A 24,111-nucleotide genomic window follows, 5' to 3' on the forward strand; every position below is an offset into this window, starting at 1 on the left:
ACCATATTCGGTTTCTGCTAACTCCGTGGAAAATAACAGGAAGCATGATTTGTTAATACGGAGTTATGATTCTTATATCTTCTTAAAGGGTCTTCTTAACGTATATGGAAATTCATATTATGAAACAGTTATCTTTAAAAGGAAAGAATGTCACGCTTATTGGTGGCGGCGTTATTGGCGCTTCATGGGCTACAGTATTCCTGTCCGGTGGGATGTCCGTCACAATAAGTGACCCGGATGAAAATATCGAAAGTAAAATTGACGACTATTTCAGGCATGCGATTGCCGATCTTGATAAAATGGGGAAAAATTATTCTGGCGTTACTCCGGATAATTATTTGAAAAATATCTTTTTTGAAAAGGATTTAGCGAAAGCGGTAAAAGCTGCGGATTATATCCAGGAAAATGCACCTGAGCGTATCGATGTTAAAAAAAACATATGGAAAACGGTTGAAGAAAATGCACCCGCACACACACTTTTTCTCTCATCCAGTTCAGGTATTATCGCAACGCACCAATCTGTAGATCTTACTTCTCCCGAGCGTTTGATCATCGGACATCCGTTTAATCCGCCACATCTGCTTCCACTGGTTGAAGTGGTTCCGGGAGAGAAAAAAGATAAAAAGTATATTGATCAGGCTTTAGCTTTTTATTCAGCACTGGGGAAATTACCGCGTTTAATCAATAAAGAAGTGGATGGTTTTGTTGTCAATAGATTGCAGTCAGCAATTTTCAAAGAGTGTGTTTATCTGGTATCCCAGGGGGTTGTTCGGGTTGAAGAACTTGACGACATTGTTACATCATCAATTGGTATCAGATGGGCGACAGGCGGTCCTTTCCTTTCGTTTCATTTGGGCGGCGGAGCAGGGGGGATGGGCCATTTTCTGGAACATTTGGCTCCGGGAATGGAAAAACGCTGGGGTAAACAGGCTTTAGAAGTTGTTTCTTTTGACGATAAAACGAAAAAAACCATCACCGATCAGGTCAATGCGAGTTATGGCCGTTTTGCCATTCCGCAACTTGAAAAGTCGCGAGATGTTAAAGAGATCTCCATCATGAAAATATTAAATACGTTTTCATCAGAAAAGGAATAAGCATGCAACTTATATCAGAAGAGGAAGGGGCAGTGTTTTTTCTTCAGATAAAAAACTGCGCGATTGTTTCAATAAATACCCGTAGTAAAGTTACAAAAGTTATCCTGGGTAATTTGAGTGGAACGCCGGATGGTATACAGATAGACCATGAAAAAGGCCTTATATACTGGACTAATATGGGCATGGATTATAATCAGAGAGACGGTACCATCGAAGTGTGTCGGCTTGATGGTACAGATCATCAAATCCTGATCGGTAATGGCCTTCTCACCACGCCCAAACAGCTACAATTAGATAAAAAAAATAACCTGCTTTACTGGTGTGATCGGGAAGGAGGGAAGGTTATGCGTAGTCAATGCGATGGTTCCGGCATTGAAATACTTGTCGATAACGCCAAAGGACATTGTGGCGTGGTGGATATTCTGGAGCAATGTGTTGGCGTAACAGTAGATACGGAAAATAATAAACTATACTGGACGCAAAAGGGCCCCGCAAAGGGGAATAAAGGCCGAATTTTCTGTACGCATATGGATGTAGCTCCACGCAAAACGCCTGTCACAGAAAAAGAGATCGACGTTTTACTTGATAATTTACCTGAGCCTATCGATTTGGAAATCGATAAAGAGAACCATCTTCTGTATTGGACAGATCGTGGATCGCCACCTCAAGGAAATACACTTAACACTGCAAAAATAACAGGGGGTTCCCTGATCGGCCATCACATTATATGTGGCGGGTTTGATGAGGCAATAGGTCTTACCCTTGATAGAAAGAATAACTGTGTTTATGTCTCCGATTTGGGCGGGGGTATTTACCGCGTTGATATTAAAACGGGTGAAAAAGAACGCCTCTGGCATCAGGACAGCCTTACTGGAATAACAGGCTAATCAGATAGCTATCGATTAAGATAAGGACATATTTTCATGAATCACGATGACTCAACCGAACATAGAATTAAACATCATCTTTCGCAACCGCTGAAATCCAATAATATTGATTTGAATAAAGAGACCGCGTTGATACTTGAAGGCTTGGGAACGTCTATTGAGGACTTTGGCGGAAAGCTCACTTTCTACGGCAAAGATCCTATTATTCCAAGTGTGCTCCCCTATGGGGCATGCTCGGCTATCGGGCTGGCGGTGAAGGCCGTGCAGTTGGCCAGTATCTGGAAGTTAAAAACGGGCGAAGTGCAGAATATCCATATTGATGTGCGTAAGGCATTACGCCGTTTTGCATGCTTTTGGGAAGGCACCCTTGAGACGGTAAATGGTTTCCCGGGAACCTCTGCGTCGGAGTCAGGTGTAGACCTCAGAACATTTTATTGTTGCAAAGATAAAACCTGGGTGCTTTTTACGTGTAATTATCCCGGGTTGAGAAACAGGGCATTACAGCTTTTACAGTGTGCGCCTGGAAAGGAGGCTATTCGCAAAGCTGTTGCCCAATGGAATGGCGCTGAGCTGGAAACGGCTGCGGCAAAAGCAGGGATACCGATTCATCTGGTGAGATCGCCACAAGAATTCATGGCACTGGATTTATTTAAGAAAACACTCAATCGTGAGCCTTTGATTAAGGTGGAAAAAGTTGCCGATTCAGATCCTGTCCCTTTCAAAGACGGGAAAGAGGTTCTCAGTGGAATTAAAGCACTTGGACTCGGGCACGTTATTGCTGGCGCGGGGATTGGTCGCTCACTCGCCCTTCATGGTGCCGATGTGCTCAATATATGGTTAAAAGATGACTATGAACACAGCACCTTTCACTTTACCTCCAACGTTGGCGTTCGCTCATCGCGACTCGATATAAAAAACAACAGTGAGCATCGTAAATCCTTCGATAAGCTTTTGTCAGAAGCAGATGTATTCTATTCAAATCGTCGCAACGGTTTTCTGGAACGGCACAATTTATCACCGGAAATGCTGTGTAAAAAACATCCGGGACTGATTACCTCTACGGTATATTTTAATACGAAAGAGGGGGTTTGGTCTGACAGGGTGGGTTTTGATGTCTCTCAGGGGGCATTAGCAGGTCCATACTGGCTTGAAAGTTTGGGCGGCACCTATAAAAAATGTTCAGAACCTCACCAAACGCCACAAATTGGTGTGATCTGTGACTGGATTGTTTCCTGGCTGGCGACAGCCGGAATTCTGGAAGCGCTAAAACGCCGTGCGGTGGAGGGAGGAAGCTACAGTGTCAGCGTGTCATTAAGCCGTACGGTATGCTGGTTGATGTCGGTAGGTATTTTTGACCAAAAATACGCGTACGATACGGCCAACTCAGATGCAGAGCATGCTTATGTCGACCCTGACTTTATTATCGCTCAAACCCCAATGGGGCTTTATAAAGGCGTTGGTGAACAAGTCGAAATGACAACGATGGGAACGTATAAATATCTACTCAATCCCCTGGGTTCATCGTTCCCTGAATGGGATCCCGATTAACCTGATACCGATACTGTCATCGAAGAGCATGCGGGCAGGGAAGGTACGACGGTAGATTGCGGCTGCTGATATTTCTGCTGCATAAGCAGTGTTATCCGTACTGCACTATTGGCAGTACGGATAATATTTTTCTTAATCGTTATCCGGCTCTTGCAGATCATTATTCTGTTTCCAGACGATCACGATCGTATAAGCGATAAGCTTTACCGGTCCCGGATAAAAAGCATTAATTACCTTTATTTTTTAATGTTTCCAGTGATGCTATCAGGCTGCGAGCACGCTCCTGGATATACAGGTTTTCAGCCGGGGACTGCGTGAGTGGCTCTGCTGACCAGTTTGCACTGTCGTGGGTCAGGAAGGACTCTGTGCTCATCTGCCCCTCATGTTGTAAAAGTGCTTCCAGTTTATCAAGGCAGGCCTGTGCAATATGCAGTGCGCCCGCCTTGAGTAGGTCATCAATTAAAAGCATTTTGGTTTGGGTATCCAGGGGAATAAACAGCTTCTCAAGCAGTTGCTGCTGAATAGCCGGAGTCTGCTGCTGGAACACCGCGTCAGGTAGCATGCCCAACGTGGTAAAATGTAATCGCATGCCGCTGGTCATTTTATCCGCTATTGTGAGGATGCGATCGATACCCTCACGAATCCCTTGTGCGCCGCCCCGTTTGATATCATCCAGCGCCAGATATTGATTAAGGCGCAGCAGCTCTTCACGCGATTTTGGTGAAACGCCGGGCAGGTCGTTTTTTGTGAGGGCATCCACCAATTCGGCCAGAACGATTTTATCTTTTTTCCCTGGCGGTATCTCAGCGGAGTAGCTTGCTTCATCGATGACCAGAAAAGACAGTTGATTTATCACCGAGAGCAGTTTGTTTATCACAAACTCTCCCGTTTGCTGTTGGATTTGCGTGGACAGGTGCTGCTGTAACAGGCTTCCCTTGTCCTGAAGTGAAAGCGCTTTTCGCTGATGGTTGGCCACGATGGTGATTTTTTGCTGCAGCGTTAAGGGGGCATTAACGTTGGAGAACAGACCACTTTCCTGCAGGATATGATCAATTTCCTGCGCCGCGTCACGGCAGCTCCAGGATTTCTGAGGGCTGGCCATCAGGCGCGATGCCATGTAAAAACGCTCAACCAGCTCGGCTTTACTCTCCATGCCGAAGCATAAACGCATAATACTGCGGTTTTCCCCTTCCCCCACCTCTTGCTTCTCATCTTCATAGGAGGACTGGGTACTCTCCAGAAAGGCGAAGCTGCCGCGGATACGCACATTGGCGTTACTTAACAAGCGGTCGTGAGAGAGGGTGTAGGCCTTATCGACGGCGTCTTCGTCCATACTGAAGCTGTGTGATTCTTCTGTAGACGAGGTGAGCACAATAAAAGGCAGTCCGGGTTGCCAGCCACTAGCTTCGCGTAGCCCATTTTTACCGTTGAACAACGTATCCTTGACAAATTTTGCGTTCTCCGCGGCTTTATCAAGCAGCATAAATTCGCTGTCGGCGTGTTTTAGCAAGTGGATTAAAAGTTGTGAATCATCGTTATCGGCCCAGCCCAGTGCGCTCTCCTGATCGCTCAGCGCGGTACGGATTTTATCGTTTTCCTCCGTCGCTGCGGCGAGTAAGGTCACCGATCCTGACATGACTTTAGTCAGGCCAAGATTGCTGTATTTCTGGTAGCTTTTACATAAAAGGATGCGGAGATTGTTTTTGGCGATATCCTCAGTAAATGCGGTAGCAATTTGCGCTAAATCATCGCGCTTCTCAATGGTTGCATCCAGTATCAGCGTAAGCGGCTTCGTTGAATCCGCATGCTGTTTTATCTGTTGCTGTAAACCCGGTATAAGATTATCCACACTCCAGTTAGGCATATTCGGCAGAGGCATGCTGTGATTGAGTGTGGCATAGACTGCTGACCCGGCGATAAATTTCCCGCTAGCCAGCTTAACAAGCTCTCCTGTCTCGAAGTAGATGGGTGTTTTCGCCTTGCCTGAGCGATCTGTCATAAAGGTTAATGCCTGCTCTGCGTCGTTTTGACTCGCATTTTCCAGAGCAATGGTTAATGCGTGCATGCCTGAGGAAAATAAAAAGGTTTCAGGCTGTAGGTCTACGCCATCGCGCCAGGATGGACCGAGGCGAGCGATCGTAAGTTCCCGGGTAACTTGCTTAAAGTCCTGGGCGGAGTAGGGTTTACATAATGTCGTGATCACGCCCAGCTCTTCGGCAATGGTGCGATAGCAATCAGCAAAGCTTATGCTGTCATGGGTTAAACCAGGCATGGCTTGAGTCACCGCCGCCAGCGTATTCAAGGAGTCGGCTAAAATATCAGGATTAAAGGGCAGGGTTTGTCGTCCCACCGCCAGAGGCGAACCAGAGTCGGTCTGTGCCGCAAGCAACTGTGGATGGGTAAGCAAATGGTTAACCAGTCCGTCCACGAGGTTGGTGGCGGTAATGGCCAGTTCATAACACGGATGCGTCGGTGGAATTTGACGTAAGGATGCACCTGCCGAATGGGGATCGCTGCTGGAAAGACCCTTTAGCTGAGTAAGGCAGCTACGCGGAGAAAAGGAGTATGCTTTATCGTTTTTGTGAATGGCGCGTATCACCTGACACACTGACGGTCTGGCGCCCAAATGATAGAAAAGGGCGGGACTGTTAAATGTCTCTGGCTGACTTTCTGATCCATCAGATTCATCAGATTCATCAGATTCATCTGCCGCAGAAGGCGAGGGCTGATGGGTAAATTTAACGGCGTAAATACCGGGAAACAGTTCCTTTCCGTGTGTGGCAAGATGCTGTTGCACGTGGCCCTCTACCATGTCCTGAGGGCAGCAAGACAGAAAACGCTGTGCAGAGGCTTCGCCATTAAAGAACATCACATTGTCATCTGCATGGCCTCCCTGAGCCTGGTACAAATTATTGCACTGGGCATAATATTCATCAGAGGGTAACTGACGATGGTATAAAGAATTAAACTCACCACCCAGATGTAATTTATAGGCAAAGTGCTCATCAAGTGCTTCATTCTCGGCGATGTTTATTCCGTACTGATGGGCGACTACTTCGCCACCGGCGTACGCGGAAAGTTGTGTACGCCTTGACTCACCAAAGGACATCTTTTCACCGATATCAGTGGGAAGAGTGCGCTCATATAACCATTTCCGGCGCAGATATTGCTGTATCCCGATGATGAGTGGTGATTGCGCCTGAATTTTGGTCGTCAGTGCCTGAAATTTTTCTTGCATGACATCCGGAGTGGGTAAGCTGTCTCTCCTTGTTGGGACGGGGCGAAGACTGGATGACGGTTGAGTATGAGTCGGGGTAAAGCTTCCGCTGCGGTTTCGGGTTATATCCATTGAAATACTGCCTTGTGAGTCAACAGTTGAGAAATGTGTACTGAGTGAATGGAATGTGCGATGAGTTCCGGGGGATAATTGATCCTGGCCAACAACATAAAAAAACGCAGCCGCTCACTTCATCTTAGTGGGAAATAAACGTGCGACCGGAAATACCCGGCTGAAACGACAGCGGGCTGAGCGTAATGAGAAACTGCCCATCCTCCAAAAGGTTGAGATAGACTGCGCGAAGTGTATGAAATGAATACTGCCTATATCTAAAAACCGTCAGGCCTGTAAAGAGGTGAGGCTTTGGCTGAAAAACCAGGGAGATAACAGATGAAAATTGTCGAGCGTCCGGTTTTGTCCTTAGTTGGCGTTTCTACACGTACGAACAATACAAATGAAATGGATGTTACCACTGCGAAAATACTGCCGCTCTGGCGTCATTTCTACCAGGATATCTATCCTGAGCAGTTGTCAGGTGATGTAGTTTACGGGGTCTATTCTAATTATGAGTCTGATGCGAGTGGCGAATTTGACGTCACCGTTGCGGTAAAAGCACAAGAGGATGAAAACGTACAAGCAGGATCAATGTTTGACAAAATTGAGCTGGCACCGGGGCGGTATATGGTTTTTTCAGGGCAAACGGGGGCAGGTAATCCTGTCTTTCACCTGTGGCAACAAGTGTGGCAACATTTTGAACAGACTGGCTGCCCACATCAGCGTTGCTGGATAACGGACTATGAAATTTATTACCGGGATGGAAAAATTGAATTATTGATAGGAATAGTGAACTGATTCTACTCACTACAGTGGATATGTGTCTGAGTGAGTTGGACTGCTTTCGATACCCTGCAATGAGCCTGTAATTTAAATGTTTAATCCGTAGATTCAACCGACCAACGCAACACCTTTTTCAATTATCTCTTTCGTTGTGTTGAACTTTAATGCCTTGCCCGGCCTGGTATTTAGTTGGGGTGCAGCCTTATCCCGCTTCTGCTGAGTATATTGAGCAAGGCATGTCTTATTGGGAAAATATTGTCAGATCAGTCCATTATTTTTTTCTCATTCCGTCTGTCGCTTTTATTCATTATGTCAGCTGCCTGGATGATAAGGCGATGATATCACTTCTGTTCAGGTGAACAAATTGTGTATTCAAGCGCGCTTTTTACTCATTTTTGTGCAGAAGATGGAGATGAGATGTTATTTCCTTCTTAATACTTTTCTAAGATTCTTTTGTTATCGTCCTTTCATTGATTACCCGTTTAGCTAAACAGCCCGTACTTTCTGAGTGTTGAATTTTTATTTAATTAGGCTGTTTCATTATCCCGTAAGCTTTTGGCGTTCAGTGATTTAATAAGGAATCCACGTAATGAGTGATTTTCTGCCTTTTTCACGTCCGGCGTTAGGCGCGGACGAAATTGCAGCGGTATCTGAAGTTCTGCAATCTGGCTGGATCACCACCGGCCCAAAAAATCAGGCGCTCGAACAGGCATTTTGTGTGTTAACCGGCAATAAACATGCGATCGCGGTTAGCTCCGCAACAGGCGGAATGCACGTTACGCTGATGGCGTTGGGATTGCAGCCGGGCGACGAGGTTATCACGCCTTCACTGACCTGGGTGTCAACGCTGAACATGATTGTGCTGCTGGGGGCCGAGCCGGTGATGATTGACGTCGACCGCGATACGCTGATGGTGACGCCGCAGGAGATTGAAGCAGCCATTACCCCGCGTACTAAAGCCATTATTCCTGTGCATTACGCAGGTGCGCCCGCTGACATTGATGCTATCCGGGAGATAGGCGAGCGTTACGGTATTCCGGTCATTGAAGATGCAGCTCACGCTGCAGGTACCGAATATAAGGGTAAGCATGTTGGTTCACGCGGCACGGCGATCTTCTCTTTCCACGCGATTAAAAATATGACCTGTGCCGAAGGCGGGCTGGTTGTGACCGATGACGAACAACTGGCTAACCGTATCCGTAGCCTGAAGTTCCACGGCTTAGGCGTGGACGCGTTTGACCGTCAAAACCACGGACGGGCGCCTCAGGCTGAGGTGATCTCCCCCGGATTTAAATACAACCTGGCGGACATCAACGCATCTGTCGCGCTGGTGCAGTTAGGTAAGTTGCAGCAGCTTAACGCTCGCCGACATGAGGTTGCCCAACGCTACCTTAACGCGCTGGCCGATACGCCGTTCTTACCGCTTTCGATACCAAAGTGGCAGCATCGCCATGCGTGGCACCTGTTTATTCTCCGTGTGGACGAAGCAAGCTGCGGTATTTCGCGCAGCGGCCTGATGGACGCTCTGAAAGAACGCGGCATCGGGACTGGTCTGCATTTCCGTGCCGCCCACACCCAGAAATATTATCGCGAACGTTACCCACAGCTTCGGCTGCCGAACAGCGAGTGGAACAGCGAAAGGATTTGTTCTATTCCCCTGTTCCCAACCATGACCGACGATGACACCTCACGAGTCATTACCGCATTACGTGAAATAGCAGGACTCTAAGATGATGACCCCGCCTCCAGTAAAGAAAGTTTCCGTTGTAATCCCGGTCTATAACGAGCAGGAGAGTTTGCCCGAGCTGATCCGCCGCACCTCAGCGGCATGCGAAAAGCTTAACCGTGATTATGAAATTTTGTTGGTGGACGACGGCAGCAGCGACGAATCTGCTGCCATACTGACCCGCGCTGCAGAAGCACCCGACAGCCGTATCGTAGCGGTGCTGCTGAACCGTAACTATGGTCAGCACTCGGCAATCATGGCGGGCTTTAGCCACGTCACCGGTGACCTCATTGTCACGCTGGATGCCGATCTGCAAAACCCGCCGGAAGAGATCCCTCGGCTGGTGGAAAAGGCGGATGAGGGCTATGACGTGGTCGGTACCGTGCGCCAGAGCCGCCAGGATAGCTGGTTCCGCAAGCGCGCGTCTAAAATGATCAATCACCTAATCCAGCGTACCACTGGCAAGGCGATGGGCGACTACGGCTGTATGCTGCGCGCCTATCGCCGTCACATTATCGACGCGATGCTGCACTGCCACGAACGCAGCACCTTTATTCCGATTCTGGCAAATACGTTTGCCCGGCGCGCCATTGAAATCCCGGTGCACCACGATGAGCGCCAGTTCGGCGATTCCAAATACAGTTTCATGCGCCTGATCAACCTGATGTATGACCTGATCACTTGCCTGACTACCACGCCGCTGCGTCTGTTGAGCGTCGTGGGCAGCATCATCGCGTTGTCCGGTTTTAGCCTGGCGGTGCTGCTGGTGGTGTTGCGTCTTGCCTTTGGCCCACAGTGGGCGGCGGACGGCGTGTTCATGCTCTTCGCTGTGCTATTTACGTTTATTGGCGCTCAGTTCATCGGCATGGGGTTGCTGGGTGAGTACATAGGCCGTATTTACAACGATGTGCGCGCACGCCCTCGTTACTTTATTCAACGCGTAGTTAGCAGAGAAACCGCTTTATCTTCAGAGGAAAATCAATAATGAAAGCCGTTGTTTTTGCCTATCACGATATGGGCTGTATTGGAGTGCGTGCCCTTGTTGAAGCAGGCTATGACATTACAGCAATTTATACTCATCCGGATAATGCGGCTGAGAATAACTTCTTTGGGTCCGTGGCACGCACCGCGGTAGAATTCGGCATTCCGATATTTGCCCCTGAAGATGTGAACCACCCGTTGTGGGTTGAGCGTATTAAAGAGGCTCAGCCTGCGGTGATTTTCTCCTTCTACTACCGCCACCTGCTGGGCGAAGAGATTCTGAACTGTGCCTCCGTGGGGGCGTTCAACCTGCATGGCTCTCTGCTGCCGAAATTCCGTGGCCGTGCGCCGCTAAACTGGGTGCTGCTGAAAGGGGAAACCGAGACGGGTGTAACCCTGCATCGCATGGTTAAACGCGCGGATGCGGGCGATATCGTTGCTCAGGAGCGCGTGGCGATTGCGGCGGAAGATACCGCGCTGACGCTGCACCACAAGCTGTGTGAAACCGCAATGTCGCTGCTGGCTAAAACGCTGCCGACGATCAAAACCGGCCATTTTCCGCAGATGGCACAGGACGACGCTAAAGCCACCTATTTCGGCGGGCGTTCGCCAAAAGATGGTGCTATCTGCTGGGAAAGCAGCGCGGCGGAAGCCAACAACCTGGTGCGCGCGGTCACCGAACCGTGGCCGGGTGCTTTCAGCTTCGTGGGCGGAAGCAAATTTATCATCTGGAAAAGCCGCGTACTGGCAAGCAATAACGGTGCTAAAGCCGGTACCGTAATGTCCGTTAACCCATTGATTATCGCCTGCGGTAGCGGCGCGCTGGAGGTGGTGACCGGTCAGACCGAAAACGGCGTCTACAAGCAAGGCTCGCAGCTTGCCCAGTCTCTGGGCCTGGTGAGTGGCGCTATCCTGAGCAGCAAACCGGTTTCAGCTGTTAAGCGCCCAACCCGCGTGCTGATTCTTGGCGTGAACGGTTTCATCGGTAATCACCTGACCGAACGCCTGCTGCGCGATGACAGCTTCGAAATTTTTGGTCTGGATATCGGTTCCGATGCGATTTCCCGCTTTATCGGCAATGAACGCTTCCACTTCGTTGAAGGGGATATCAGTATTCACTCCGAGTGGATCGAATACCACATTAAGAAATGCGACGTGGTGTTGCCGCTGGTCGCCATTGCAACGCCGATCGAATACACCCGCAACCCGCTGCGCGTATTTGAACTTGATTTCGAAGAAAATCTAAAGATTATCCGCGACTGTGTGAAGTACAAAAAACGTATTATCTTCCCGTCCACCTCCGAAGTGTACGGTATGTGTACCGACAAGTCGTTTGATGAAGATAACTCTCCGCTGATCGTTGGGCCAATTAATAAACAGCGCTGGATTTACTCCGTCTCTAAACAGCTGCTGGACCGTGTTATTTGGGCATATGGCGAGAAAGAAGGCCTGCGCTTTACCCTGTTCCGTCCGTTTAACTGGATGGGCCCGCGGCTGGATAACCTGAACGCCGCGCGTATCGGCAGCTCCCGTGCTATCACCCAGTTGATCCTCAACCTGGTGGAAGGCTCGCCAATCAAACTCATTGACGGCGGCAAGCAGAAGCGCTGCTTCACCGACATCAGCGACGGTATCGAAGCGCTGTTCCGCATTATTGAAAATACACACAATAACTGCGACGGCCAGATCATCAATATCGGCAATCCGGACAACGAAGCAAGCATTAAAGAGTTGGCAGAGATGCTGCTGGCGAGTTTCGAGCGTCACCCGCTGCGTGACCGGTTCCCACCGTTTGCCGGCTTCCGTGAAGTGGAAAGCAGCGCTTACTATGGCAAGGGCTACCAGGACGTTGAGCATCGTAAGCCGAGCATTAGAAACGCTCGTCGTCTGCTGAACTGGACGCCGGAAGTACACATGGAGAAAACCATTGATGAAACGCTGGATTTCTTCCTGAAAACCGTTGACCTTGCGGGTCCAGCCTCATGAAAAAAGTCGGCCTGCGTATTGATGTCGACACCTGGCGAGGCACCCGTGAAGGGGTGCCTAACCTTCTGCAGACGCTAAGCTTGCATGAGACGCAGGCAACCTTTTTCTTCAGTCTTGGGCCTGACAATATGGGGCGCCATCTGTGGCGCCTGATCAAGCCAAAATTCCTGTGGAAGATGCTGCGTTCTAACGCAGCATCTCTGTATGGTTGGGACATTTTGCTCGCGGGTACCGCCTGGCCAGGGCGGATTATCGGTTGCGGCAATGCGGAGGTCATTGCCGCAGCAGTGGATCACCATGAAGTTGGTCTTCACGCCTGGGATCACCATGCCTGGCAGGCACGGGCCGGCGTCTGGGCACATAGCGAACTCGAACGCCAGACCCGTCTCGGGCTGGAAGCACTGCAAAAGATTATCGGCCAGCCAGTGACCTGCTCGGCGGCGGCGGGCTGGCGTGCCGACCAGCGCGTGGTGCAGGCAAAATCGTCGTTCCCGTTCAGCTACAATAGCGACTGCCGAGGCACCATGCCGTTTATCCCGCTGCTGGATGACGGTACGCCAGCGGCGGTACAAATCCCCGTCACGTTGCCGACATGGGATGAGGTCGTTGGAGGCAACGTCAGTAAAGAAGCGTTTAATCGCTTTATTCTGGATAAGATCCATCAGGACAAAGGAACACCGGTTTACACCATTCATGCGGAAGTTGAAGGCATGGTGATGCGAAAGTCTTTTAGTGAATTGCTGGTGATGGCCGCGGCTGAAGGGGTCCAGTTTTGCCCGCTCAGCGAGCTTCTGCCCGACGATTTAACCACGCTGCCGACAGGCAAAATTGTGCGCGGGACAATCCCTGGCCGTGAAGGCTGGCTGGGTTGCCAACAACTTATAGAGTCGTGAACCGATGAAATCAGCAAAATATGGAATGGCCCTGGTGGTCTGTTTTGCCTTACTTTACCTGATACCTCTGGAGTTTCGTGGTCTGTGGCAGCCGGATGAGACGCGTTACGCGGAAATTAGCCGTGAAATGCTACTGTCCGGTAATTGGATCGTTCCCCATTTTCTTGATTTGCGCTACTTCGAAAAGCCGATAGCCGGTTATTGGATCAATAACCTTAGCCAGCTGATTTTCGGCCACAATAACTTTGCCGTACGCTTTGGCTCTGTCTTTTCAGTTACCCTCAGCGCTTTGCTGACCGCCTGGCTGGCGTTTCGACTGTGGCGCGATAAAACGGTCGCGACGCTGGCGGGCGTTATCTTCCTGACCTGCTTACTGGTGTACGGCATCGGAACCTATTCGGTACTGGACCCGATGATCACTCTCTGGCTGACGGTGGCGATGTGCAGCTTCTGGCTGGCCAGCAGCGCCAAAACGATCGGCGGCAAGATTGGCGGCTATCTGTTGCTTGGCCTGGCCTGCGGCATGGGCGTGATGACCAAAGGATTCCTGGCGCTGGCGGTACCGGTGATCGGCGTATTGCCGTGGGTGATTGCGCAAAAGCGCTGGAAAGAGGTACTGCTGCTCGGGCCGCTGGCGGTGCTGAGCGCTATCATTATCACGCTGCCGTGGGCATTGGCCATCGCCAAGGCCGAGCCGGATTTTTGGCACTATTTCTTCTGGGTCGAGCATATTCAACGTTTTGCCGAGAAAGAGGCGCAGCATAAGGCCCCGTTCTGGTACTACATCCCGTTCCTGATCGCCGGGAGCCTGCCGTGGCTCGCGCTGTTGCCAGGGGCGCTGAAGCGTGGCTGGCAACAGCGCGGCGAAGAGGGGGGGGCGTTTTATTTGCTTGGCTGGGTAGTCATGCCGTTCCTGTTCTTCAGCATCGCGAAAGGTAAACTGCCGACCTATATCCTGCCGTGCTTTGCGCCGCTGGCGATCCTGATGGCACGCCATGCGGTAGAGCTGGCGAAAGCGGGCTCTAAGGTGCTACGCGTTAACGGTTGGATAAACCTGCTGTTCGGATCGGCCTGTGTGATTACCCTGGCCTTCTTCCTCGCGCCGTGGGGGCTGACAAGACACCCGGTTTATACCGGTAATGCAATCCTCAAGGTCGTGCTTGCGTGCCTGGCGTTTGCTGTCTGGGGGCTGTTCGGTCTGCTGACCTTAAGCCAGACAGAAAAACGTTGGTACTGGGCGGCGCTCTGTCCGTTGGGCCTGGCGCTGATGGTTGGTGCGGTCATTCCGTCGAAAGTGGAGAACGCCAAGCAGCCGCAGGCGTTTATTCATGCAATGCGCCCGCAACTGGAAGACAGCCGCTATATCTTTACCAACAACGTGGGGATTGCCGCCGGCATTGCCTGGGAAATGAAGCGTAGCGACATTAACCTCTACGATCAGCAGGGCGAAATGCGCTACGGCCTGAGCTATCCGGACGTGAAAAAACGCTTTGTCAGCGCCAGCGCCTTCAGCGACTGGCTTGCTGAACATCGTAAGCAGGGCAAAGTCTCGTTGCTGTTGCTGGTTTCTAATAACAGCGATCAGATCGACCTTAAACTGCCTGTGCCAGATCACCGGGCTAACAGTGGGCGCTTTGTCCTGCTTGAATACGATCCGCTGCCATGAGCATTGCGCTAATCGTATTAGTCAGCCTGCTTAGCTGCGGCGGGCAGCTGTGCCAGAAGCAGGCGGCCCACGGTGCGGGGGGGCGCCATCTGATACTGTGGCTTGGGCTTAGCGTGGCGCTGCTTGGGCTGGGATTACTGGTCTGGCTGCTGGTGCTACAGCACGTTGACGTCAGCATCGCTTACCCAATGCTCAGCCTGAACTTTATCTTTATCACCCTGGCCGCCCGCTGGATCTGGAAAGAGCAAATTTCTCCGCATCACTGGTTGGGTGTGATGCTGATCATCCTCGGTATTATCACGCTGGGAGGCTATACCTGATGGGGTACATGTGGGCATTAATCAGCGTGCTGTTGGTGAGCGGGGCGCAGCTCAGCATGAAATGGGCGATGATGCAGTTCCCCCCAGCCACTCTGAGCATCGATTTTGCCCGGTCTGTGCTGTTTGGCAGCGGTGGTCTGGTGGCGTTACTGTGCGGGCTTGCCGCCTATGCATTATCAATGGGCTGTTGGTATCTGGCGCTGCGGCGTATCCCCCTGAGTAAAGCCTACCCCCTGCTTAGCCTGAGCTATGTTCTGGTCTGGTTCGCGGCCATTGTTCTGCCGTGGCTAAATGAGTTGTTCAGTCCGGTAAAACTTATCGGGGTGGCGGCTATTTTCGTCGGCCTGATAATGATTTGTCTGCCGCGCAGCGTTCGACACAAAGAGCAAAAGTGATGGGTTAATTATTCAGGCAAACTGCTGATAACCTGATGGGGAATGGGGGCAGAACATGGATCAATATATCATTCAAGGGCCTTTAGAAAAGCCTTACTGCCGATCAACCATCGCCAACGGAGCGGGTCTCAGTCCATCAGGACGTCATGGACGATGTCGTGACCGTCGCTTGGGCCTGTGCGCTGGATTTCACTCCCACCAAACTGATGGTAGTGTTGGATAAGATCATGCGAAACTTATTGCGTACCCTACGCAGAGAGTCATGTTGTGCTGAAAGCATAATAATGATCTGCGATGAGCAACTAATGGTTACCGGTGAGTAAATATCCGTACTGTGGAGAGCCCGGTACGGATATTACCCGTTATTCCTTATAGCGTTCAGCAGCCACAGACTACCGGCGTACCTTCCCTGCCTTCAGCCCCTTCGGTGGTATAACCGTCACGCTTCCACCAGTCCAGGCCGCCAGTTAACTCTTTTACCTGAAACCCCAGCGTCAATAATTTCATTGCAGTTTTAGTGGAAGCATTACAGCCAATACCATCGCAATAACAAATATAGATTTTTGTTTTATCTAATTCTGCGGTGTGATTAAAACAAATCTCTTTATGAGGAACATTTATTGCGCCAGGAATATGTTCACGCTGGTACGCCTCTTTACTGCGGCCATCTACAACAATAATATTTTCGCCATTTTTGATTGCCAGATACAGATCCCATGAATCGGTTTCAAACGCGAGTTTCTTTTGGTAATAAGATAATTGTTCAAGAGCAGACATAATAACCTCATTGTGTATAAGTAAGTTCGTCATGAATATTCAACGACCTGAAGTCTGTCCAACAGCCTGTTGTGCCTGTATACAAGCAAAAATCATGTGGCAACCCCGGATGATGATAGTACAGTAAAGGTGCGTCGGTCTTCCGGGCAAGACGGGCAAAAGCGATCCTACCCACGTAATGTGGACACGGTCCTGAGCGAGGTTCTGGTTTTCAAATTGTTCCGGGCTGAGACCACCGCAGGCGCTGTGGCGTCGCCAGCGATTGTAATCACACTCTATATAATTAAATACCGCCGTTCGCATTATTTCCCGGCTGGCAAAACGTTCTCCGTGGATGCATTCCACTTTCAGCGTGTGGAAGACGCTCTCCGCACAGACATTATCGTCGCAGTTGCCCCGGGCGCTCATGCTGCCCCGCCACGGTTTTCACGGTGAAACGATAACCCTGCGCATGCAGTTCATCCGCCAGACACGGTGCGCCGTAGTGCTTTTTTTACCCGGTTGGAAGCGCCACTCACCACGCTGTCGCAGACCTGCTGAAGGGTATTAATGGCGATACGCCGCCTCTTCCACGCATACCAGCCGCTGCGGGCCACGCACAGTACCCAGCCTGATGTTTTTCGATAAAGACAGTCTTCATTTCAGGCGCTTCGCGGAGTATGTCGCGGCCTTTTGGAGAATGGCAAGCTCTTCATCCCGTTCAGCCAGCTGATGTTTCAGGCGGCCAGTTTCAGAGCTTCTTCACGAAATTCAGGCGTATGTTGCTTACATGGCTTTTTGGTGGTTGATGCTGGTTTTGTCATATTGGTCTGAATCGCCACGGATAATCTAGACACTTCCTGTTCCCGCTCTCCTGGCTGGAGAGCCAGATAGCTTTCAGTGTCGCGTGGTGAAGTCAGCGAGTCGGTGCGGTACAGCCGTTGAGTGAGGATTTCGCGGGCCTGATTAATGATTTCAACGTGCATGATTCAATCTCCTGTGTTGATCTGCACCTTTCTTGTACCGGATAGGGCGGGGGATGTTGGAAACGGCCCCGAAAGGAGCCGTTGTGGTTGTTACCAGCGGAGTTCTGATGTTGGCAGAAAGGTTATCTTTCTAGCGTAATCGTTCAGTTCATAGTCAACCTGTAAAGTGAGCGGAATATGAAAGTCGAGTAACGTAAATCTTTCTGTCCAGCCAATCTCACGCCTTCCCCTTTTTCTAGGGGGAAGAGCTTTATCTGGCTCACCTAGCCGATTATGAACCCAAGGACGAGCCATCACTGGCTCCAGTGGCGTCGGTAAAGTATTCGGGAACACCCAATTCTTCTTTTCTTGGTCTAGCAATGTTAATGTTATTTCTTTCAATGTGTTGGAGTCGCGATGGAAGGCTAAAAAGATTCCCTCTTTTGCCATATCAAGAGTAACAACATCAGAACCAGAGAAGCCTGTAGGTTTAGATTTGTATGGAATCAACCCAGCATTAAAGAGTTGCTCGTAAGTTTTCCCGAGGTTACGGATCAGACTTTCTACATTGACTGTCATTTTTTATATAGCTCCACGCTCTCATTCAATTCGTGTATTTTGGCCCTTGCTGCTTCCAGTTTTTCCTCGGTGATACCAGATTCTTTCAAGGCGGGCTTTATCACGTCAAAGTTTCGATCAGCTGCAGCTCGAAGGTCTCGGGAATCACGATCCACTCTTCCCGGCTCCCTGTTACGGCCCCCATAGGTTTCACTTATTTTCCTATGCACACCCTTTGGAATCACTATTGCAGCAACTTCTTTCGCTAACATTTCTAATTCCTTTTCGTCAGCATCGGGGTAAAGCCGCTGATAATACAATCTAACGGCTGCTGCGGATGGCATGTGGTCAGCTTCGTATTCACCCTGCCGCGAGCGGCCATTGAAGTCGATATAAAGCTCAACTTCCAGCAGTTCTACTGGAGGCTTGCTGAGATAGATGTAAATTGGCGGATGGACGTTGCCCGGAAACACCAGAATGTAATCCCGGAAGTCCTTTTCCTCTGGCAGTGGCGTGGTGGTGATGGTCACATTCTGAATATCCGGGTGTTCAAGCCCCGGTATCGTGACGGTTCCTGCCTGTGGGTTGTTATTCCCTGTGTTCCAGCCGTTCTGTGACCCCGGCGTGTTTGCTGGTGTCCATGTGATTAATGGTTTATCGCTTCGTTCGTCGCCCCAGAATTCATAGCTGCCATCGGTCTGTTTCTCCAGCATTCTGACTCGCACCTGATCACGGCCACTGGCGGCAGTAGTGTGATAGCCAACTGCTTTCAGCTTCCCGCTGTTGTCATCGGTGATCCAGTTATAACGGACGCGGGTAGGGACGGTACCCTTGCTGTGAGCCACTTCCAGCAGGTTCTGAGGCGTCAGCAGGTCGCTCTGTTCGCCTTTGAGATTCGACTGAATGATTGCACCCATGACAACGAACGGCAGATTCATCGCCAACTGCCCGTTCCAGACTTCGGGGCCGGAGAGGCGTTTCATGGAGTGAGTTAATGCTGTAGCGGCGTCCTGACTGGCTTTAGCAGTTGCTCCTCCGGCAGAGGCAGCCATCCCGGCTTCGGTGGTCCCAGCCATGACTGGCGGCGGGGGAAGAGACATCGCTTCAGCTTCACCAAAGAAAAAGCCTGTGACTTTATCGAAGAGTGATTTCTTCGGTGGCTCTGGTGGCGGTGCAGTTTTCTTTTTCTTTGCGGCCTGTGCGTGTTGTTCTGGCCCAGGGGCTGGCCGAGTGGGTTGTGACTGATAGAAACTCATTTCGCCGATGTTGCTTTGTGGTTCTTCTGACTCCCCGGCATCGGTATTACCAGTACCACGCAGGACAGACTTTGCGAACACCGGAATAGCGGCTATAACGGCGGCGGCAGCTATTTTGTTAATTGGCCATTCCGCTGCCCGCTTGCGATGCTCCTCAAAAGGATCGCTCGGACTATCTTCCACCCAAATTGTCGTACTGCCCAGCACTTGGTTGTTTTTGCAGTTACAAAGTACCCGATCGCCTGTGGCTACACAGGGTTTGTTTTCAGAGAAGTAATACGCAGTGCCATTGATCTGAAATGGCCCGTTGCAGGTTTCTTTCGGGCACCATGCCATATCGCCATTCAGGGCAATATTCCGTTCTTCAATAATCGTCGAGGAAGCTGAAATCACTTCACCGCCGCTCGTGGTTTTGTCTCCAAACCTTACCAGTGCTCTGGTCATAATCCCTCATGAATCATACTGATATCGTAGGCATAATACCCAACACATGACTAAAGCTAAATCAATCAGGGTGAAAAATGTTCGGTTTGATACAGGGATTGTTGTTGAGGGCTGGGAGGTAGAGTTAGTGCTGGTGGTTCGCGTTTGACTTCCGACCGGACAAAGACCGGATGTGGCCTTGCAGTAATGAATCCGTCAGCCGGGTACTCATGTGAAATATAGTGTCTATTGGGGATTTGAAGTCTGACAGACAAGGCTACCGCGACCAGAGGGGGGTTGCCACTTAGAAGAAATGCTCAGGCTGGATGGAAGAGGTAAAGCAGCGACATCAGCGGTCATCGCGACCAGAAATCTACCGGAACCCCAGAAAGCAAAAAACCAGCCGTTAAGCTGGTTTCTTTAAAGAGTGGTGCCCGGACTCGGAATCGAACCAAGGACACGGGGATTTTCAATCCCCTGCTCTACCGACTGAGCTATCCGGGCAACGGGGCGCATTAAACCGTAAAGCCTGAAAAGCGTCAAATGCTTTTGTCATGAAAACTGACTGACTGCGTTCTTTTCCACCATTTGATGTGAAAAACAGCAAAAAGAGCAGGGCAGGCGTGGCGCGAATGGAGAAAAAATAGCCTGCTTTGTGGGTAGCATTAAAAATATGCAAAATGCATAAAATTGCATAACTTACGGATAATAAAACAGTTTGATTTTTTCATATTTTTTAATTTTATTAAAAATCAAGTGGTTGTAATTTATTAGGAACTAAGGGGTGATTTGTTTTTATGGGTTGTATGCAAAAATAAAAAATGCCATTATTGCGCGAATTTTGTTACCCCCCTTCATCCTGTTTTATTGAGGTCGCCGCTATGAACGGTTCAATGCTGCAAAAGAGCACTTGTTCCCGCCATCTTCGGATGTCGTTGCGCGCGCGATCGCTATCCTGTCGTCATTTATTGATTCCCGCACTCACCACCATGCGGTGAGGTTTTCTATGCCTGACTTCTGGCCATGAGTAAAAGCAGACGCGTTCTGATTTTACTGATGTCTATCGGTCGAGGCGGACCCCAGTCTGCTGCGTACTAATCTGACACCTTTTCGCCGGGACGGGCATTTCTTTGCCTGCTTCCCATTGCCGTGCCTGTGGCACTGATTCATCCTTGACGTTCAGGGATTGTGTTATGACAACATTGAAAATTGCGGCCAGCGCTTCAGTCGCGCCAAACCTTCGTACCGGGCGTGATATCGTGACGCTGGACAGAACCGATTTCACCGATGTAGCGGCCGTGGTCGTCTCCGTCGCGGATTCCCGCAGTGGCATACTGGCGCTGTTGCGCCATACCGGCTTTAATCTGCCGGTATTTATTGCGCTAACGCCCGAAGATGACAAACAGGGTTTACCTGAGGTCAGTGGTTTTCTGACGGACAGCGAAGACGCCTGCACGGCACTGGAAGCCGCGGCGGATGGCTATGAAGCCGCGCTGCTGCCGCCGTTCTTCGATACGCTAACAAAGTATGTGGCGATGGGAAACAGTACCTTCGCCTGTCCGGGACATCAGGGCGGCGCCTTCTTTAAAAAGCATCCCGCCGGGCGGCAGTTCTTTGAGTTCTTTGGCGAGAATCTCTTCCGTGCGGATATGTGCAATGCTGATGTCAAACTCGGCGATTTATTGATTCACGAAGGCTCAGCCAAGCATGCACAGAAATTTGCGGCAAAAGTCTTTAACGCCGATAAAACCTACTTTGTCCTGAATGGTACCTCCAGCGCCAATAAAGTGGTCACTAACGCATTATTAACGCGTGGCGATCTGGTGCTGTTTGATCGCAATAACCATAAATCCAACCACCACGGTGCGTTAATCCAGGCTGGCGCCACGCCAGTTTACCTGGAAACGGCGCGTAACCCCTTTGGCTTTATTGGCGGTATTGATGAGCACTGTTTTGATGAGCGCTATTTGCGTAAGCAGATTGCAGCAGTCGCGCCCGATCGTGCTAAAGAAGCACGGCCATTTCGTCTGGCGGTGATACAACTCGGAACTTATGACGGCACCGTTTACAATGCGCGCCAGGTCGTGGATCGCATAGGCCACCTGTGTGATTACATCCTGTTTGATTCCGCCTGGGTGGGCTATGAGCAGTTTATTCCGGTCATGGAAGCCTGTTCTCCACTGTTGCTGGATCTGCAGCCGAACGACCCGGGTATTTTCGTGACACAATCGGTGCATAAGCAGCAGGCGGGCTTCTCTCAGACGTCACAAATCCATAAGAAAGATAACCATCTGCGTGGACAGACGCGTTTCTGTAGTCATAAACGGTTAAATAACGCCTTTATGCTGCATGCCTCAACCAGTCCGTTCTACCCGCTGTTTGCTGCCCTGGACATCAACGCCAAAATGCATCAGGGGGAAGCCGGCCGTCGGCTGTGGCATGAATGCGTCACATTGGGAATCGACGCGCGTAAAGCGATCTTAGCCAACTGTGAGCTGATTAAGCCCTTCCTGCCTGACAACGTCAATGGCGAGCCCTGGCAAAATGCGGCTACGGAAACTATCGCCAGCGATGCCCGTTATTTCAGTTTTGCCCCCGGCGCACAGTGGCATGGGTTCGCGGGCTATGCGCAGGATCAGTATCTGATTGACCCCTGTAAGCTATTGCTGACGACGCCGGGGATTGATGCGGCGAGCGGCGAGTATGCTGCGTTTGGTATCCCGGCGACCATTCTGGCTAATTATCTGCGTGAGAATGGCGTGGTGCCGGAGAAGTGCGATCTCAACTCGATTCTGTTCCTGCTAACCCCGGCGGAAAGTGCAGAAAAGATGGCGCATCTGGTTGCGATGCTGGTGCGGTTTGAACAGCACGTAAAAGACGATGCGTTGTTATGCGATGTCCTGCCAACGATCTACCGTAAGAATGCTGAACGCTACAAGGGTTACACGCTGCGTCGGTTATGCCAGGAGATGCACGATCTCTACGTCAGTTACGGCGTGAAAGATTTGCAGAAAGCGATGTTCCGCCAGCAGAGCCTGCCGAAGGTAGCGATGAATCCCCAGGATGCCAATATTGAATTTATTCGTGGCAACGTGGAATTAGTTCCACTTGCCAAAGCAGAAGGGCGCATTGCTGCGGAGGGTGCGCTGCCTTATCCGCCGGGCGTGTTGTGTGTTGTTCCTGGCGAGGTGTGGGGCGGCGCGGTTCAGCGTTATTTCCTGGCACTGGAAGAGGGGATTAATGTTTTACCCGGTTTCTCGCCGGAGCTACAGGGCGTTTATGCTGAAACGGACGACCAGGGAATTAAGCGCCTGCATGGCTATGTGATTGCCTGATTGCGTACCGGCGGGCGGCTTGTGGGGCCGCTTGCCTGTGTTGCAGCATGTTTTTTCGGCCCGTCCATGGGCCGGTAATCAGATTCTCAGTAAAGATGATAACTTTTCTGAGCGGTACTGACTTTGTACAGATAACGCCGTGATTCTGCTGATGGGTGATTACGGCTTAACTTCTGGTAAACCTCTGCAGCTGACATGGCGTTAATAAGACTAAACGCCTTGTTTTTATCGCTGGAGAAGACGCGCAGTACGCTACCTGCGCCGCCGTTATAGGCGGTAATCACCGCGTAGCGGCGTGATATCGGATCGTTAATTCCCGCCAGATAGCTGCCCTGAAGAATCGACAGATAAGCGGTGCCCGCGTCAATATTGTTCTCCGGATCGAAAAGATAACTCCGGCTGGGTTTGCCCCATTTGCCCTTCATGCGGAAAACATCCACTCCGGCAGTATGCTGTACCACCTGCATCAGCCCCAGAGCGTCAGCATTACTGACCGCATACGGGTTAAAACTGGACTCAATCTGCATAATCGCCAGGATTAATGACTGATCGACGCCATACTTCTCGGCTGCTTTGCGCACCATCGGTAAGTAGCGGTGAGCACGCTTATCAAGGTGGTTAGGTACCATTGGAATGGTCACCGACCAGATAACATGCAGGCCTGAGCTGCGGCGCTGTAGCTTATTTTGAAGCAGATAGTCAGCAAAATTTGCCGCGCGGCCCTGCCAGCGGATAGGTTGGCCGGTATTATCCAGCACCTGGCCGTAGAGTAACGGCTCTTTACCGAGCTGAATATCATTTGCATCAGAGTAAAGATCGACGTTACCGGGATCCTCGCCAACTAATAAGGTCGTAATAATCGCCTGACGCAGACTTTGCGTTGGGTTTGTTCCCGCAATTGTTTCGATAGTAATGCTACCGGCATCGAAGTTGATGTGGCTACGGGTGTAATACTGATCGCTATATTTTACGTAGTCTTTTGGGCCTGCAATCAGTACTTCATTGATGCCCCAGATGTTTTCAATATTATGGGCAAACTGGCCCATTAAAATGTCAAAACCGTTGGTATCCTTCACCCATTCTTCGTGGTAAGTCTCTTTTTTATTACTTGAGCAGGAGATCAACAGCGGTGCTATCACTAGCAAGGCAATAAATTTTTTCATCGTTATCTATACGTAGCCCGAAAATGGGGCCTCAGCGCGCGAGGC

The 24,111-nt window shown here is 50.4% G+C and carries 17 protein-coding genes, 1 tRNA gene and 2 pseudogenes; 12 read left to right on the top strand and 8 right to left on the bottom strand.

Annotated features, from left to right (window positions below):
- Window positions 1–119: 119 nt before the first annotated feature.
- Genes J1C60_RS03375 through J1C60_RS03385 form a run of 3 tightly spaced genes read left to right on the top strand, consistent with a single transcriptional unit; the run spans window position 120 to window position 3,529 of the window.
- Window positions 120–1,094 (top strand): 3-hydroxyacyl-CoA dehydrogenase NAD-binding domain-containing protein, encoded by a 975-nt coding sequence (locus J1C60_RS03375; protein ID WP_128176579.1) that lies wholly within the window; start codon window positions 120–122, stop codon window positions 1,092–1,094.
- 2 nt (window positions 1,095–1,096) lie between these two features.
- Complete coding sequence (locus J1C60_RS03380) at window positions 1,097–1,981, top strand: hypothetical protein (protein ID WP_128176581.1); 885 nt, start codon at window positions 1,097–1,099, stop codon at window positions 1,979–1,981.
- Window positions 1,982–2,017: 36 nt separating this feature from the next.
- A complete protein-coding gene (locus J1C60_RS03385; protein ID WP_128176583.1) occupies window positions 2,018–3,529 on the top strand; it encodes a CoA transferase in 1,512 nt (503 codons plus the stop codon).
- A gap of 226 nt (window positions 3,530–3,755) precedes the next feature.
- Here J1C60_RS03385 and J1C60_RS03390 read toward each other — a convergent pair whose 3' ends face one another.
- Window positions 3,756–6,767 carry a hypothetical protein gene (locus tag J1C60_RS03390; protein ID WP_128176584.1) on the bottom strand — a complete coding sequence of 1,004 codons (3,012 nt, stop codon included), beginning with the start codon at window positions 6,765–6,767 and terminating at the stop codon, window positions 3,756–3,758.
- Between the two features lie 429 nt (window positions 6,768–7,196).
- Here J1C60_RS03390 and J1C60_RS03395 point away from each other — a divergent pair, with 429 nt between their 5' ends.
- Window positions 7,197–7,658: a GyrI-like domain-containing protein gene (locus J1C60_RS03395; RefSeq protein ID WP_128176586.1), complete on the top strand. Its 462-nt coding sequence runs from the start codon at window positions 7,197–7,199 to the stop codon at window positions 7,656–7,658.
- Window positions 7,659–7,751: 93 nt separating this feature from the next.
- On the opposite strand, the pseudogene J1C60_RS03400 reads toward J1C60_RS03395, so the two are convergent.
- Window positions 7,752–7,925: pseudogene (locus J1C60_RS03400) on the bottom strand (IS30 family transposase); the annotation flags it as partial.
- A gap of 307 nt (window positions 7,926–8,232) precedes the next feature.
- Between J1C60_RS03400 and arnB the strand changes: the two are divergent.
- From arnB to arnF, 7 genes are read left to right on the top strand one after another with little or no spacing between them, the layout of a single operon-like run.
- The gene (arnB, locus tag J1C60_RS03405; RefSeq protein ID WP_128176588.1) at window positions 8,233–9,372 is read left to right on the top strand and encodes a UDP-4-amino-4-deoxy-L-arabinose aminotransferase; all 1,140 of its coding nucleotides are present in this window, start codon (window positions 8,233–8,235) and stop codon (window positions 9,370–9,372) included.
- Window position 9,373: 1 nt separating this feature from the next.
- Window positions 9,374–10,354 (top strand): undecaprenyl-phosphate 4-deoxy-4-formamido-L-arabinose transferase, encoded by a 981-nt coding sequence (arnC, locus tag J1C60_RS03410; protein ID WP_128176590.1) that lies wholly within the window; start codon window positions 9,374–9,376, stop codon window positions 10,352–10,354.
- Window positions 10,354–12,336 (top strand): bifunctional UDP-4-amino-4-deoxy-L-arabinose formyltransferase/UDP-glucuronic acid oxidase ArnA, encoded by a 1,983-nt coding sequence (arnA, locus tag J1C60_RS03415; RefSeq protein WP_128176592.1) that lies wholly within the window; start codon window positions 10,354–10,356, stop codon window positions 12,334–12,336. Before arnC ends, arnA begins: the two co-directional genes overlap by 1 nt.
- Window positions 12,333–13,229 (top strand): 4-deoxy-4-formamido-L-arabinose-phosphoundecaprenol deformylase, encoded by an 897-nt coding sequence (arnD, locus tag J1C60_RS03420; protein ID WP_128176594.1) that lies wholly within the window; start codon window positions 12,333–12,335, stop codon window positions 13,227–13,229. Before arnA ends, arnD begins: the two co-directional genes overlap by 4 nt.
- A gap of 4 nt (window positions 13,230–13,233) precedes the next feature.
- Window positions 13,234–14,895: a lipid IV(A) 4-amino-4-deoxy-L-arabinosyltransferase gene (arnT, locus tag J1C60_RS03425; protein WP_128176596.1), complete on the top strand. Its 1,662-nt coding sequence runs from the start codon at window positions 13,234–13,236 to the stop codon at window positions 14,893–14,895.
- Entirely contained in the window at window positions 14,892–15,215 is a 324-nt protein-coding gene (gene arnE, locus J1C60_RS03430) for a 4-amino-4-deoxy-L-arabinose-phosphoundecaprenol flippase subunit ArnE (RefSeq protein WP_128176597.1), read from the top strand. Before arnT ends, arnE begins: the two co-directional genes overlap by 4 nt.
- A complete protein-coding gene (arnF, locus tag J1C60_RS03435; protein WP_128176599.1) occupies window positions 15,215–15,610 on the top strand; it encodes a 4-amino-4-deoxy-L-arabinose-phosphoundecaprenol flippase subunit ArnF in 396 nt (131 codons plus the stop codon). Before arnE ends, arnF begins: the two co-directional genes overlap by 1 nt.
- Before the next feature lie 378 nt (window positions 15,611–15,988).
- Here the strand turns inward: arnF and J1C60_RS03440 are convergent, their stop codons facing one another.
- The 5 genes and pseudogenes from J1C60_RS03440 to J1C60_RS03460 all read right to left on the bottom strand — a co-directional run bounded on the left by J1C60_RS03440 (window position 15,989) and on the right by J1C60_RS03460 (window position 20,072).
- Entirely contained in the window at window positions 15,989–16,387 is a 399-nt protein-coding gene (locus J1C60_RS03440) for a rhodanese-like domain-containing protein (protein WP_128176601.1), read from the bottom strand.
- Window positions 16,388–16,582: 195 nt separating this feature from the next.
- Window positions 16,583–17,190 (bottom strand): annotated as a pseudogene (locus J1C60_RS03445) (IS3 family transposase); the annotation flags it as partial.
- A gap of 252 nt (window positions 17,191–17,442) precedes the next feature.
- Window positions 17,443–17,910, bottom strand: coding sequence for a DUF6392 family protein (locus J1C60_RS03450; protein ID WP_128176603.1), 468 nt, complete (start codon window positions 17,908–17,910; stop codon window positions 17,443–17,445).
- Window positions 17,907–19,589: an S-type pyocin domain-containing protein gene (locus J1C60_RS03455; protein ID WP_242080469.1), complete on the bottom strand. Its 1,683-nt coding sequence runs from the start codon at window positions 19,587–19,589 to the stop codon at window positions 17,907–17,909. Before J1C60_RS03455 ends, J1C60_RS03450 begins: the two co-directional genes overlap by 4 nt.
- Before the next feature lie 407 nt (window positions 19,590–19,996).
- A tRNA-Phe gene (locus tag J1C60_RS03460) sits at window positions 19,997–20,072 on the bottom strand.
- A 689-nt stretch (window positions 20,073–20,761) separates the two neighbouring features.
- Between J1C60_RS03460 and J1C60_RS03465 the strand changes: the two genes are divergently transcribed.
- Complete coding sequence (locus tag J1C60_RS03465; protein ID WP_128178084.1) at window positions 20,762–22,903, top strand: ornithine decarboxylase; 2,142 nt, start codon at window positions 20,762–20,764, stop codon at window positions 22,901–22,903.
- Window positions 22,904–22,989: 86 nt separating this feature from the next.
- Here J1C60_RS03465 and mltC read toward each other — a convergent pair whose 3' ends face one another.
- Window positions 22,990–24,066 (bottom strand): membrane-bound lytic murein transglycosylase MltC, encoded by a 1,077-nt coding sequence (gene mltC / locus J1C60_RS03470; RefSeq protein ID WP_128178086.1) that lies wholly within the window; start codon window positions 24,064–24,066, stop codon window positions 22,990–22,992.
- Window positions 24,067–24,111 lie beyond the last annotated feature (45 nt).

The sequence above is a fragment of the [Pantoea] beijingensis genome (assembly GCF_022647505.1).
Lineage (GTDB): Bacteria > Pseudomonadota > Gammaproteobacteria > Enterobacterales > Enterobacteriaceae > Erwinia > Erwinia beijingensis.

Coding starts and splice junctions, on each gene's coding strand:
- J1C60_RS03450 (WP_128176603.1), bottom strand. CDS start 17,910: ATGACAGTCAATGTAGAAAGTCTGATCCGTAACCTCGGGAAAACTTAC.
- arnB (WP_128176588.1), top strand. CDS start 8,233: ATGAGTGATTTTCTGCCTTTTTCACGTCCGGCGTTAGGCGCGGACGAA.
- arnA (WP_128176592.1), top strand. CDS start 10,354: ATGAAAGCCGTTGTTTTTGCCTATCACGATATGGGCTGTATTGGAGTG.
- J1C60_RS03465 (WP_128178084.1), top strand. CDS start 20,762: ATGACAACATTGAAAATTGCGGCCAGCGCTTCAGTCGCGCCAAACCTT.
- J1C60_RS03390 (WP_128176584.1), bottom strand. CDS start 6,767: ATGCAAGAAAAATTTCAGGCACTGACGACCAAAATTCAGGCGCAATCA.
- arnC (WP_128176590.1), top strand. CDS start 9,374: ATGATGACCCCGCCTCCAGTAAAGAAAGTTTCCGTTGTAATCCCGGTC.
- J1C60_RS03440 (WP_128176601.1), bottom strand. CDS start 16,387: ATGTCTGCTCTTGAACAATTATCTTATTACCAAAAGAAACTCGCGTTT.
- mltC (WP_128178086.1), bottom strand. CDS start 24,066: ATGAAAAAATTTATTGCCTTGCTAGTGATAGCACCGCTGTTGATCTCC.
- J1C60_RS03455 (WP_242080469.1), bottom strand. CDS start 19,589: ATGACCAGAGCACTGGTAAGGTTTGGAGACAAAACCACGAGCGGCGGT.
- arnD (WP_128176594.1), top strand. CDS start 12,333: ATGAAAAAAGTCGGCCTGCGTATTGATGTCGACACCTGGCGAGGCACC.
- J1C60_RS03380 (WP_128176581.1), top strand. CDS start 1,097: ATGCAACTTATATCAGAAGAGGAAGGGGCAGTGTTTTTTCTTCAGATA.
- J1C60_RS03375 (WP_128176579.1), top strand. CDS start 120: ATGAAACAGTTATCTTTAAAAGGAAAGAATGTCACGCTTATTGGTGGC.
- arnF (WP_128176599.1), top strand. CDS start 15,215: ATGGGGTACATGTGGGCATTAATCAGCGTGCTGTTGGTGAGCGGGGCG.
- arnE (WP_128176597.1), top strand. CDS start 14,892: ATGAGCATTGCGCTAATCGTATTAGTCAGCCTGCTTAGCTGCGGCGGG.
- arnT (WP_128176596.1), top strand. CDS start 13,234: ATGAAATCAGCAAAATATGGAATGGCCCTGGTGGTCTGTTTTGCCTTA.
- J1C60_RS03395 (WP_128176586.1), top strand. CDS start 7,197: ATGAAAATTGTCGAGCGTCCGGTTTTGTCCTTAGTTGGCGTTTCTACA.
- J1C60_RS03385 (WP_128176583.1), top strand. CDS start 2,018: ATGAATCACGATGACTCAACCGAACATAGAATTAAACATCATCTTTCG.